Consider the following 14,179-nt stretch of genomic DNA (forward strand, 5'->3'; position numbering starts at 1 on the left):
CATGATCTTGTTGCAGTTTATTTTCAGACGACCTTTTTTCAAAATTCGCTTACGGCATTTTTTCATTTTAGTATAAATGCTTTATGGAAGTCTGAAAGCATGAATCAGATATGTCATCTTTGGCATGGTAATTGCAGGGTAAAAGTCATAGTTCTATATTTTTTGGTAAATAAGTGTTAATTTTAAAAGCAAAGTTACGGATTATCGGGGATTTTTTTAAACAAACGGTAAGGTTAATTAGCTTAAAACACTATTTCCTCAGATATAGATATGTTCTAAAAATTGTATCTAAGTGACAATTAACGTCAGCTTGATTAGTTTTCAATAATATATAAACAAAATAAATGAATGCCTGCCTCATAAAATCCGTGTGTGCCTGAAGAAGAAGATCCGACGGCGGGGCAGTGCGGGGAGTGCGTCTTGTTTTGATTGTATATGTTTGAATCCAATCTGATATTTTTTAATAAATCCAACCAAGAGAGATTGTTATGAATAAGATTTTCAAAGTTGTATGGAACCGTACCATCGGCTCTTTCGTCGTTACTTCCGAATTGGCGAAGGGACGTGTCAAATCAAGCAGCGAAGGTGCTGAAGGGGATGTGCGCGCCTCAGAGGAAGGTCGTCTGAAAACCTTATTCAGACTGACGGCGTTGAGCGCGGCATTATTGGGATTTTCCGAAGGGGCTTGGGCAGTGATTCCGGAAGGGTCGGTAACGGGTGGGGCAATACTTTCTATTGGTACAGGATCGACTTCCGCAAGCGGAGCAGGTTCCATGTCTATCGGTCATAATGCTCAAGCTAAAATCAATGGTGGTTTGGCAATTGCTCCCAATTCGACTCATACAACAATTTCTAACGGCAATAATGCTATTGCCATCGGTGTCAATCTCCGTGCGGATGGAACGAAGGCAATAGGGATTGGTGCGGATACTACTGTTAATGGAATAGGCGCCATTGCGATTGGTAACAATGATTCGAGCAGAATGGCGAATCAAGGTGTTCAAGGTAATGGTGCCATCGGTGTGGGTAGTAACTTAACAGTGCGAGGTAACAATGCAATTGCTGTGGGTACGGAAGCACAAGCGAAGGCAAACCATGCGATTGCTATCGGTGCTGGTACGCAAGCAGTGGGAGAAGATTCTATTGCCATTGGTAGGTCTGAAGGTACTAAATTGACGCAAGCAGCCACTAAACAAAGCCTTGCCATCGGTTGGACTGCAAGAGCAATAGGTGCTACCCAGGCAGTTGCCATCGGTCCGGATACTATTGCTTCAGGTACGCAATCAACTTCCATTGGTAACAATACCCGTGCAGAAGGGGATTCATCTATTGCTATCGGTGGCGACGATTGGAATATAGTCAGAGATAAATTGGTTACCACTTCTGGACATAATAACCGAAAAGTAAGCGATATTTATAAATCGCTGACGGGCAAAGAAATGGTATTTGATACTAACTCTACCTTTAAGGGTACGACTTCCAATCATGCCGCCGTTGCAGTCGGTGTAAAAGCCTATGCGGATGGGGTGCTTTCTACTGCCTTTGGTTCTGGTACGACTGCCACAGGTCTTGGTGCAGCAGCGTTTGGTGCGGGCGCAACTGCCAGTCAGGATAAATCTGTCGCCATCGGTGCGGGTTCGCACACCAATACCGATGCAACGGCTGTAACGACTGCGACAGTCAACGGTATTACTTACGGCGGTTTTGCGGGAACGACACATATTACCTCAGGTTCTCAAGTTTCTTTCGGTTCGGAGGGCTATGAGCGTCAACTTAAACATGTCGCACCAGGTGAAATCACTGCAACTTCTACCGATGCGATTAACGGCAGCCAGCTTTACGCGCTTCATGCTGGCTCGGGCAATATCGCCAAAGCGGTTGCCAATGCATTGGGCGGCGGCGCGGCTGTGGGCATTGATCCTACAAACAATCAAGGTACGGTAACGCTGCCGTCTTATGATGTATTCAAAGGTAATGCGACACCGAATACAGCGGGCAGCAGTACAACCAAATTCAATACGGCAGCCGCAACCAGTGTGGGCGGCGCGCTGACCAATCTCAATACTTACGTCAACCAAGGCTTTGCCGTCAAAGATAATTCGGGCGCGGCGAAGGGCATTGTTACGCCCGGCGAAAGCGTGCAGTTTGCCGACGGCAATGCAACTACCGTTACTGTTGAGACTGAAGCAGATGGTAATACTAAAGTCAAATACGACGTCCAAGTGGACGGAGAAACTGTCAAAATCGAAAACGGCAAACTGACTGCCGCATCGCAAACTCATTTTTATAGTGTAAATAGCACAGATAAAACAAAAGCCAACTACAACAATGACGGCGCGACAGGAGAAAACGCGATTGCCGCCGGTCCAGAAGCCAAAGCGGCTGCAAACAATGCGGTTGTAATGGGTAATAAGGCTACCGTTGAGGCGGCAGCAGGCTCTGATCCTGATGTTAATGGTGAGACTACGGGTGAAAGTTCAGTCGCCGTTGGTTCTGAAAGTACAGCCAGTGGTAAGAATGCAGTTGCTATCGGTCAACAAGCAAATGCTTATGGCGAAAACACGTTTGCGGGCGGTCAAGGTGCTAAAGCCTTGGGTAAATCCAGCGTAGCTGTAGGCGAGGGCGCAAAGGCCAACGAAAGAAATACTATTGCTATCGGCTCTGGCAATAATGCGTGGAAAATTGATTCTATCGCGTTAGGACGTGCTGCCAATGCAGACGGTGCGGCTTCTTTGGCGCTTGGTTTGAGCAGCCATACCCGCGAAGCCAATGCCATAGCTTTGGGTAACAACGCCAACGCGGACGATACCAATTCCATTGCTATCGGTACAAACAGCAAAGCTGCTCAAGCTGCAGCAGTTGCTATCGGTAATAATGCAACAGCCCTGAAATACAGTGCGGTTGTTATCGGTGAAGATGCGCGATCCAATAACTCGCGCTCTGTCGTCATCGGCTATAACGCTTCTGCAACCAATCCGGCAATGTCCGCATCCAATCAAGATACCAATCAAACTGTTGCTATCGGTGCATATGCCAATGCATGGGGTGATCAATCTACTGCCATCGGTAACAATGTAGATGCAAAAGGCAATTCTTCTATCGCCATCGGTGCAGACGACTGGGATACCGTTGCAGTGAAAACTGTAGACGGTACGGGGGGTAAAACGGTTAAAGAGGTTTATCAAGACTATACCGGTGATGTGATGGTAACCGGCAGTTATACTCATACGACTTCAAGCGAAGCTGCGGTAGCCATTGGTACTAAATCACAGGCAATAGGCCAATTATCCACAGCCTTTGGTACGGGTACGATCGCTGAAGGCGTCGCCTCTGCCGCATTCGGTATGGGCGCGAAAGCCACCAAAGGTAACTCTGTCGCAATCGGTGCGGGCAGTACGACTGCAACCGATGCAACCAGCGTCAACGAAGCTACTGTCAACAATCTGAAATACTCAGGTTTTGCAGGCGGTAACCATATTACCTCCGGCGACCAAGTGTCTTTCGGTTCGGCAGGCTACGAACGTCAACTGAAAAACGTTGCTCCGGGCGAAATCTCTAACACTTCTACTGATGCCATCAACGGCAGCCAGCTGTACGCGGTACAAAACGTTTTGGGTAATACTGCCAAAACTGTTAAAAATGTATTGGGTGGAGATGCCGCAGTCGGCGAAGATGGCGGCTTTACAATGAGCAACATCGGCGGTACAGGTCAAAATACCATCGATGCGGCTATCCGTGAGCTGAATACTAATGCGTACAAACCATTCAAACTGACGATAGCGCAGACTGGTGGTACCAACGGCGTATCGGAAAACCATACACTGCAAGACGTTACCAGCGGTTCAACCATTACGCTGGAAGCGGGCAAAAATATTGCCCTGCGTCAGAGCGGTGCGACTGTCAGCATCAATACCGTTGATGCGCCTGAATTCACAGGCAAAGTTACCGCTAAGGGCGGCTTGGACATGAATGGCAACAAGATTACCAATGTTGCCAAAGGCGATACTGCCAGCGACGCGGTTAATCTGGGTCAGTTGCAAGATGCGATGGCAAACCTGCGCGTCAGCACGCTGACGACCGTCAATAATGATGCGCCGTTCTCTTATGTGGGTACAGACGGCAGAATTCTGAGACGTGAAGTAACTGTCGCTCCGGGTACGGGCGTGAAAACCGTATCGTTCAAACATGTTGACGACAATACGGAATACACAGACGATGTAACCATTGCCGCATTGAATCCGACCGATCCGCAAACTACTACTCCGACCACGGTCGGCAATGTGAAGGATGGCGCAAAAGCCAATGATGCAGTCAATGTTTCCCAGTTGAACAAAATCGCCGAAGCCATCGGTACGAAAGTGAATCCGGACGGCACGATTACTGCACCGACTTACAACGTTATTTCAGGCGACCCTTCGACTGCAAGCGTAGCTAATTACAACAAAGTGGGTGATGCGCTCACTGCTTTGAGTAAGGCTGTACGTACGCCTTTATATTTTGAAGGTGATTCAGGTGAGAAAATCGACCGCTTGTTAGGCAGCACCGTAGCCGTTAAAGGCGGACAAAACAATGCGGACAAACTGTCTGAAAACAATATCGGCGTCGTTGCGGACAAAAACAGCGGCACATTGAACGTCAAACTGGCAAAAGAATTGACCGGACTGACTTCTGCGGCTTTCAGCGGCGATGTAACTGCTGCTGGCACGACCGTTAACGGCTCCGGTGTAACCATCGGTTCCGGCAGCAACCCTGTGAGCCTGACTGCGGGTGGACTCTCCAACGGCGGCAACAAGGTTACCAACATTGCCGACGGCGTGGCAGATAATGACGCAGCAAGCTATAAACAAGTCAAAGCCGCGAAAACCGAGGTTCAAGCAGGTACGAATGTTGCCGAAGTGAAGAAAACCGACGGCGCGGACGGTCAGGCGATTTATACCGTCAATGCCAAAGGTGCGGCTGTCTCTGCGGAAGGCGCAGACAACGGTCTGAAACTGACGTCGTCTGAAAATCCAACTACTAATGTCACTACCTACAATCTGGATTTGTCAGACAAAACCAAAGCCTCTTTGACAAAAGCCGACAGCGCATTGCAAAACATCGGCGTACAAGTCAACGGCACAGATGCTAAAACCTTGACTAAAGACGATTCAACGCTGAACTTCGTTAATGGCACAGGTACGACTGCCGAAAACAAAGGGGGCACCGTCGCGTTCAATGTCAATAAATCTACGTTGACAGCAGGTACTGGCGGCGTAATCAGTGCGGATACAGCAGGCGATGCATTTGCTACCGCAACTGATGTTGCCAATGCCATCAATAAAGCCGTTGCCGACAGCGAGAAAATCAGCATCGTAGCGGCAGGCGATAATACCCATGTTGCTTCTCAAGTTACTGGTAATCAGACACTTTATACCGTTCATGCCGATAAAACGACTGTGAGCGTAAAATCTGACGGTAAGCTGGCATTGAATCCGACTGAATCGACAAACAGTAACCAAACCAAAACCACCAACTACGAACTTGATCTTACAGATGCCGCCAAAGCCGAGATTCAAAAAGGCGTGGATGCAAAAACAGCCGTCGACACCAAAGGTATTACCTTTAACGGCGATAGCGGCTCTCCCGTAACCAAAAAACTGGATGAAACGCTGGCAATTAAAGGCGACAACAAAAATGTGGTTACCGAAGCGGGTACAGACGGCATTAAAGTCAAACTGAAAGACGACATTACGTTGAACAGTGTAACTGCCGAGACTTTGAAGGCAGGCGACAGCGTACTGACCACTACCGGACTGACCACGCCTAAAGTTACCGCAGGTGACAGCGTACTGACGACTGACGGTCTGAAGATCGGTGCAGATGGCTCTTCTAACCAAGTGTCTCTGACCAAGTCTGGACTGAACAACGGCGGCAACAAGATTGCCAACGTAGCCAAAGGTACGGAAGACACCGACGGAGTGAATGTCAGCCAAATCAAACCGTTGGCAACAGCGCTGAATACGACTGTTGGTGCGGATGGTTCTATCGCAGAGCCCAACTTTACCGTCAATCATGCTGACGGTACAGCGGGTACACCTGTACACACCGTTCAAGACGCATTGAACGAGGTTGGTAAAGAGTTGAACAAAGGTCTGAACATCGTTGCGGACAACGGGTCGTCTGAAAAAGTGAACTTGGGCGACACCGTTACCTACACAAGCAAAGACAAGAACATCGTTACCACAAGCGGCACAGGCAAAGCGATCGACTTCAGCCTGGCCGAGAAAGTCACCATCGGCAAAGACGCAGCGAACGGCGGCAAACCGGTCGTGATTGACGGTAAAGAAGGCATTGTCAGCGGACTGACCAACACCACATTGGGCAGCGCCCCATTGGCCGGATCGAACAAAGCCGCGACCGAAGCGCAGCTGGATGCTACCCAAGTGAACCTGGCAACCATCTTGGGCGGCAACGCAGCCAACAACAACGGCAACGTAACGACCAACAACATTGGTGGTACAGGTAAAGACAACGTCCACGAAGCCATTGCCGCAGTTAAAGAAACTGCTGACAAAGGCTGGAACCTGAAAGCGAACGACGAGACCGAGAGCGAGAAAATCGCTGCGGGCGACACCGTGACCGTGAAACAAGGTAAGAACATCCGAGTGAAACGCAGCGGTAAAGAGCTGACGGTTGAGACTGAAGACGATGTTGAGTTTACTCATATCAAAGCTGATTCCGTAGAAGCTGCCAGTGTGGTTGCCGACAGCGTCATCGCAGGCAACAGCGTCTTGACTACCGAAGGTTTGAAGATCGGTGCAGACGGTTCTCCGAACCAAGTGTCCCTGACTACGTCCGGTCTGAACAACGGCGGCAACAAAATCGCCAACGTAGCCAAAGGTACGGAAGACACCGACGGAGTGAATGTCAGCCAAATCAAACCGTTGGCAACAGCGCTGAATACGACTGTTGGTGCGGATGGTTCTATCGCAGAGCCCAACTTTACCGTCAATCATGCTGACGGTACAGCGGGTACACCTGTACACACCGTTCAAGACGCATTGAACGAGGTTGGTAAAGAGTTGAACAAAGGTCTGAACATCGTTGCGGACAACGGGTCGTCTGAAAAAGTGAACTTGGGCGACACCGTTACCTACACAAGTAAAGACAAGAACATCGTTACCACAAGCGGTACAGGCAAAGCGATCGACTTCAGCCTGGCTGAGAAAGTCACCATCGGCAAAGACGCAGCGAACGGCGGCAAACCGGTCGTGATTGACGGTAAAGAAGGCATTGTCAGCGGACTGACCAACACCACATTGGGCAGTGCCCCATTGGCCGGATCGAACAAAGCCGCGACCGAAGCGCAGCTGGATGCTACCCAAGTGAACCTGGCAACCATCTTGGGCGGCAACGCAGCCAACAACAACGGCAACGTAACGACCAACAACATCGGTGGTACAGGTAAAGACAACGTCCACGAAGCCATTGCCGCAGTTAAAGAAACTGCTGACAAAGGCTGGAACCTGAAAGCGAACGACGAGACCGACAGCGAGAAAATCGCTGCGGGCGACACCGTGACCGTGAAACAAGGTAAGAACATCCGAGTGAAACGCAGCGGTAAAGAGCTGACGGTTGAGACTGAAGACGATGTTGCATTCAACAAAGTGACAGTCGGCAACAGCGAACTGACCACTACCGGACTGACTACGCCTAAAGTTACCGCAGGCGACAGCGTACTGACGACTGATGGTCTGACCATTGCCAATGGAGCCAATCCCGTATCTCTGACCAAGTCTGGACTGAACAACGGCGGCAACAAGATTGCCAACGTAGCCAAAGGTACGGAAGACACCGACGGAGTGAATGTCAGCCAAATCAAACCGTTGGCAACAGCGCTGAATACGACTGTTGGTGCGGATGGTTCTATCGCAGAGCCCAACTTTACCGTCAATCATGCTGACGGTACAGCGGGTACACCTGTACACACCGTTCAAGACGCATTGAACGAGGTTGGTAAAGAGTTGAACAAAGGTCTGAACATCGTTGCGGACAACGGGTCGTCTGAAAAAGTGAACTTGGGCGACACCGTTACCTACACAAGCAAAGACAAGAACATCGTTACCACAAGCGGTACAGGCAAAGCGATCGACTTCAGCCTGGCTGAGAAAGTCACCATCGGCAAAGACGCAGCGAACGGCGGCAAACCGGTCGTGATTGACGGTAAAGAAGGCATTGTCAGCGGACTGACCAACACCACATTGGGCAGCGCCCCATTGGCCGGATCGGACAAAGCCGCGACCGAAGCCCAGCTGGATGCTACCCAAGTGAACCTGGCAACCATCTTGGGCGGCAACGCAGCCAACAACAACGGCAACGTTACGACCAACAACATTGGTGGTACAGGTAAAGACAACGTCCACGAAGCCATTGCCGCAGTTAAAGAAACTGCTGACAAAGGCTGGAACTTGAAAGCGAACGACGAGACCGACAGCGAGAAAATCGCTGCGGGCGACACCGTGACCGTGAAACAAGGTAAGAACATCCGAGTGAAACGCAGCGGTAAAGAGCTGACGGTTGAGACTGAAGACGATGTTGCATTCAACAAAGTGACAGTCGGCAACAGCGAACTGACCACTACCGGACTGACTACGCCTAAAGTTACCGCAGGCGACAGCGTACTGACGACTGATGGTCTGACCATTGCCAATGGAGCCAATCCCGTATCCCTGACCAAGTCCGGACTGAACAACGGCGGCAACAAGATTGCCAACGTAGCCAAAGGTACGGAAGACACCGACGGAGTGAATGTCAGCCAAATCAAACCGTTGGCAACAGCGCTAAATACGACTGTTGGTGCGGATGGTTCTATCGCAGAGCCCAACTTTACCGTCAATCATGCCGACGGTACGGCGGGTACCCCTGTACACACCGTTCAAGACGCATTGAACGAGGTTGGTAAAGAGTTGAACAAAGGTCTGAACATCGTTGCGGACAACGGGTCGTCTGAAAAAGTGAACTTGGGCGATACCGTTACCTACACGAGCAAAGACCAGAACATCGTGACGACCGTAGCGAACAACGAAATCGACTTCAGCCTGGCTGACAAGATTACCGTTGGCAAAGCAGGTCAAAAACCGGTTGTGATTGACGGTACGACCGGTACAGTGAGCGGACTGACCAACAAAACGTTGGGCGGTGCGGACTTTGCCACCAAAGGTCAAGCTGCGACCGAAGAGCAGCTGAACGAAACCCAAGCGAACCTGAAGACCATCTTGGGTGGTGAGGCAGCCAACAACAACGGCAACGTTACGATCAACAACATCGGCGAGACTGGAGCGAACAACGTTCACGACGCGATCAAATCAGTGAAAGAGACTGCCGAGAAAGGCTGGAAGCTGAAAGCGAACGACGAAGCCGACAGCGACAGCGAAAAAATCGCCGCAGGCGACACCGTGACCGTGAAACAAGGTAAGAACATCCGAGTGAAACGCAGCGGCAAAGATCTGACGGTTGAAACTTCAGACGACGTTGAGTTTGATCATGTCAAAGCTGATTCAGTGGCAGCGACCAGCGTGGTTGCCGAAAGTGTTATCGCAGGCAACAGCGTCTTGACTACCGACGGTCTGAAGATTGGTGCAGACGGCTCTCCGAGCCAAGTGTCTCTGACTACTTCCGGTCTGAACAATGGCGGCAACAAAATCGCCAACGTAGCCAAAGGTGTGGCAGACACTGATGCGGTTAACGTCAGCCAGCTGAACCCGATTGCCAAAGCGTTGAATAGCAGCATCAACCCGATTACTGGTGCGATTGAAGCTCCTGTCTTTACTGTAACTAAAGCAGACGGTACGAAACATGATGCTGTTGGTACAGTTCAAGACGCTTTGGACAAAGTGGGCGAAGAAGTCAGCAAAGGTCTGAACATCGTTGCGGACAACGGGTCGTCTGAAAAAGTGAACTTGGGCGACACCGTTACCTACACAAGCAAAGACAAGAACATCGTTACCACAAGCGGTACAGGCAAAGAAATCGACTTCAGCCTGGCCGAGAAAGTGACCATCGGCAAAGACGCAGCGAACGGCGGTAAACCGGTAGTGATTGACGGTAAAGAAGGCATTGTCAGCGGACTGACCAACCAAGCGTTGGGCGGTGCGGACTTCGCTACTAAAGGTCAAGCTGCAACTGAAGAACAGTTGAACGAAACTCAAGCCAACCTGGCGAAACTCCTTGGTGGTAACGCGGCCAACGACAAAGGCAACGTAGCTACTAACGACATCGGCGGTACAGGCAAAGACAATGTTCACGACGCGATTGCAACAGTTAAAGAGATCGTAGGTAAAGGCTGGAACTTGAAAGCCAACGACGAAGCTGAGAGCGACAGTGAAAACATCGCCGCAGGCGACACCGTGACCGTGAAACAAGGTAAGAACATCCGAGTGAAACGCAGCGGTAAAGAACTGACGGTTGAGACTTCAGACGACGTTGAATTCGGTACGGTTTCCGCTACTACCGTACTGGCCGACAGCTTCATCTCCGGCAACAGCGTACTGAGCGGAGAAGGTCTGAAGATCGGTGCGGACGGTTCGCCAAGCCAAGTGTCTCTGACCAATGCCGGTCTGAACAACGGCGGCAACAAGATTGCCAACGTAGCCAAAGGTACGGCAGACACCGACGCCGTCAACGTCGCCCAGTTGAACGAACAACTCGCCGCCACTGAAAAAACCACCACCGTCGTTGCCGGCAAGAACGTTACCGTCAGCGAAAAAGTGGACGGCAACAACACCGAGTACACCGTTAACGCCGACAAGACCACTCTCAGCCAAGCGGCGGGCGGTGCGGTTAAAGTCAACGAAGGTGCGAAAGACGCCGACGGTGTTACCGATTACGCCCTCGACCTGACCGACGAAGCCAAAGCCGACATCGCCAAAGGCGTCGCGGCGAAAGACGCGGTGGACAACAAAGGCCTGACCTTTGCCGCCGACAACGGCACGACCGGTGCGAAGAAACTGGGTGACAGCCTGAGCGTCAAAGGCGACGGCAACATCCTGACCCGCGCCGACGAAAACGGCATCGGCTTCTCGCTGGCCGACAAGATTACCGTCGGCAAAGCAGGCAACGGCAACAAACCGCTCGTAATCGACGGTACCGCCGGTCTGATTTCCGGTCTGAGCAACACCACTCTGGGCGGTGCGGACTTTGCCACTAAAGGCCAAGCCGCAAGCGAAGAGCAGCTGAACGCAGCCCAAGCCAACCTGGCGAACCTGCTCGGCGGTAACGCGGCCAACGACAAAGGCAACGTGACCACCACCGACATCGGCGGTACCGGCAAAGACAACGTTCACGACGCCATTGCCGCAGTGAAAGAAACTGCCGACAAAGGCTGGAACCTGAACGCCAACGACGAAACCTCGTCTGAAAAAATTGCCGCAGGCGACACCGTAACCTTCAAAGAAGGCAAAAACGTCAAAGTCAGCCGCGACGGTAAGAACATCACCGTAGCGACTTCAGACGACGTCTCCTTCGACAAAGTGACCGTAGGCGGCAGCGTACTGACCGACAACGGACTGACTGTGGGCAACGGCAAAGCAGGCAAGCCCGTCAGCCTGACCAAAGACGGTCTGAACAACGGCGGCAACAAAGTCACCGACATCGCCGCAGGCGAAGCCGACACCGACGCAGTGAACGTTGCACAGCTTAAAGCAGCCGCAGCGAAAGCCACGTCCAAAGTGGACAGCGGCAACGACAACATCGTCGTCACACCAGAGCAAAATGCCGACGGCAGCACCACTTACAAAGTGGCGACCGCACCTAACCTCAAAGCCGACAGCTTCAGCGCAGGCGATACCGTTGTGAACAACGACGGCGTCAAAGTCGGCGACAAAGTGGCACTGGGCAAAGACGGTCTGAAAGCAGGCGATGTCAACATCACTGCCGACGGTATCAATGCAGGCAACAAAGCCATCAGTAACGTTGCTGAAGGCAAGAAAGATACTGATGCAGTAAATGTTGGACAGTTGAACCGTCTGACCGCTGCTGCTAAGACAGAAGTCGAAGCCGGTACCAACATCGCCAGCGTGAGCAGCAAACAAGGTGCGAACGGTCAAACCGTTTACACCGTGAACGCAGACGGCGCGAGCGTCTCCGCAGGTTCCGACAATATCGTCGTGACTAAAGGCAACAAAGACGCCAACAACGTAACCGACTACGCGGTTGACCTGTCTAAAGCCGTCAAAGCCGACATCGCCAAAGGCGTAGCGGCGAAAGACGCAGTAGACAACAAAGGCATCAGCTTCGCAGGCGACAGCGGTACGACCGTTGCCAACAAACTGGGCGATACCGTTGCGGTTAAAGGCGATGCCAACATCACCACCACCGCAGGCGCGAACGGCATTCAGGTCGGTCTCAACAAAGACCTGAAAGTAGACAGCGTCAAAGCAGGAGATACGGTTGTGAACAACAACGGCGTCAACGTCGGCGACAAAGTGGCGCTGGGTAAAGACGGTCTGAAAGCAGGCGATGTCAACATCACTGCCGACGGTATCAACGCAGGCGGTAAGAAAGTGACCGGCGTCGCCGCAGGCACCGTCGCCGCAGGCAGCACCGATGCCGTCAACGGCGGACAACTGCACCAGGTTTACGAACTGATCGGCAGCAACGGCGGCAACGTCAACACCGCACCGCCGTCAGTCGAAGCAGACGGCAAAGCAGGCTTGGGTAATATCAAAAACATTACCCTGGTGGACAACAGCAACAATCCGAACGTGACCAACGTTACGAACGAGACCAAGATCGCCCAGTCCAACGGTTACAGCCTCGTGACCTACAACGTCGAAGACCAAGGCATGTACGTGACCAACAACGTCATCGAAGCCGTAGGCCGTATGAACGAACAAGGTATCAAGTTCTTCCATACCAACGACGGCGAAGTGAACCCCGACGTACAGGCCTATAACAGCGAAGACTCCAGCGCGAGCGGCGCATACGCCACGGCAGTCGGCTACCAAGCCGCTTCCAAAGGCACCAACGCCATCGCTATTGGTAAAGGCGCCCAAGCCAACGCCGAGAACACCATCGCCATCGGTACCGGCAACATCGTCAGCGGCAAAAACTCCGGCGCCATCGGTGACCCGACCGTAGTAAGCGGCAACAGCGCTTACTCCATCGGTAACAACAACAACGTATCCGCCGACAACGCCTACGCACTGGGCAGCGACATCAAAGCCACGGTTAAAGACTCCGTCTACCTCGGCGACCGCGCCCAAACCCAAGGCATCCATACGGCTGATGCGGCCAAAGGCGAAGCCTACACCTACGGCGGCCTGAACGACAAAGCCGTGGCAGGCAAAGCAGGTTCGGCTGCCGCCGCGAACAAAGTCGCCGGTGTCGTCACCGTCGGCAACGGTACGGACGAGACCCGTCAGGTACAAGGTGTGGCGGCAGGTGTGGTATCTGCGGATTCGACCGATGCGATCAACGGCAGCCAGTTGTATTACACCAATCAGGCGATTGCCAATGTAGCGACACAAGCGACGGCGGCGAAAACCGAAGTTACCGCAGGTAAGAATGTCGTCGTTAACCAAACGACCGGCAACAGCGGACAGACCGTGTACAACGTTGCTACTGCCGATAAACTCGACGTAGCCAGCGTAACCGCAGGCGGTGTAACCGTTAACGCGCAAGGTGTCAGCATCGCTGCACCGACCGCCCATAATCCGGCGAATACTGTCAGCCTCAGCCCGATCGGTCTGAACAACGGCGGACAACGCATCACCAACGTCGCTCCGGCGAAAGAAGGTACCGATGCGGTCAACCTGAACCAGCTCGCCGGCGTGGGTAACGCCCTGCAAAACAACATCGAACGCGTCGGCAAAAAAGCCTATGCAGGCGTGGCAGGTGCGATTGCACAAGGCTCGATTCCGCAAGTAACCCGTCCGGGTGCAACCGGTATCGGCGTGGGTAGCGGCTACTACGGTGGTCAATCCGCCATGGCAATCGGCGTGTCTGCGATGAGCGACGGCGGTAACTGGGTTGTTAAAGGCAACTTCTCTGCCAACACAGACGGCCACGTCGGTGTCGGAGCAGGTGCGTTGTACCAGTGGTAAGCTAACGGCTCTTAGCTGAAGCAAAGCAAAGGTCGTCTGAAATCCAAAACAGGGTTTCAGACGACCTTTTTTTATGTGAACAAGGAGAGTGCGAAGGA

1 protein-coding gene is annotated in these 14,179 nt (G+C 52.1%); it reads left to right on the forward strand.

Annotated elements, in window-relative coordinates; translation table 11 throughout:
- Window positions 1-488 precede the first annotated feature (488 nt).
- The gene (locus MON40_RS02170; protein ID WP_242925983.1) at window positions 489-14,081 is read left to right on the forward strand and encodes a YadA-like family protein; all 13,593 of its coding nucleotides are present in this window, start codon (window positions 489-491) and stop codon (window positions 14,079-14,081) included.
- Window positions 14,082-14,179 lie beyond the last annotated feature (98 nt).

This window comes from Neisseria macacae ATCC 33926 (assembly GCF_022749495.1).
Classification (GTDB): Bacteria; Pseudomonadota; Gammaproteobacteria; order Burkholderiales; family Neisseriaceae; genus Neisseria; species Neisseria macacae.

Bases quoted from the DNA above. Each gene is read 5' to 3' on its own strand.
- MON40_RS02170 (WP_242925983.1), top strand. From the start codon at position 489: ATGAATAAGATTTTCAAAGTTGTATGGAACCGTACCATCGGCTCTTTC.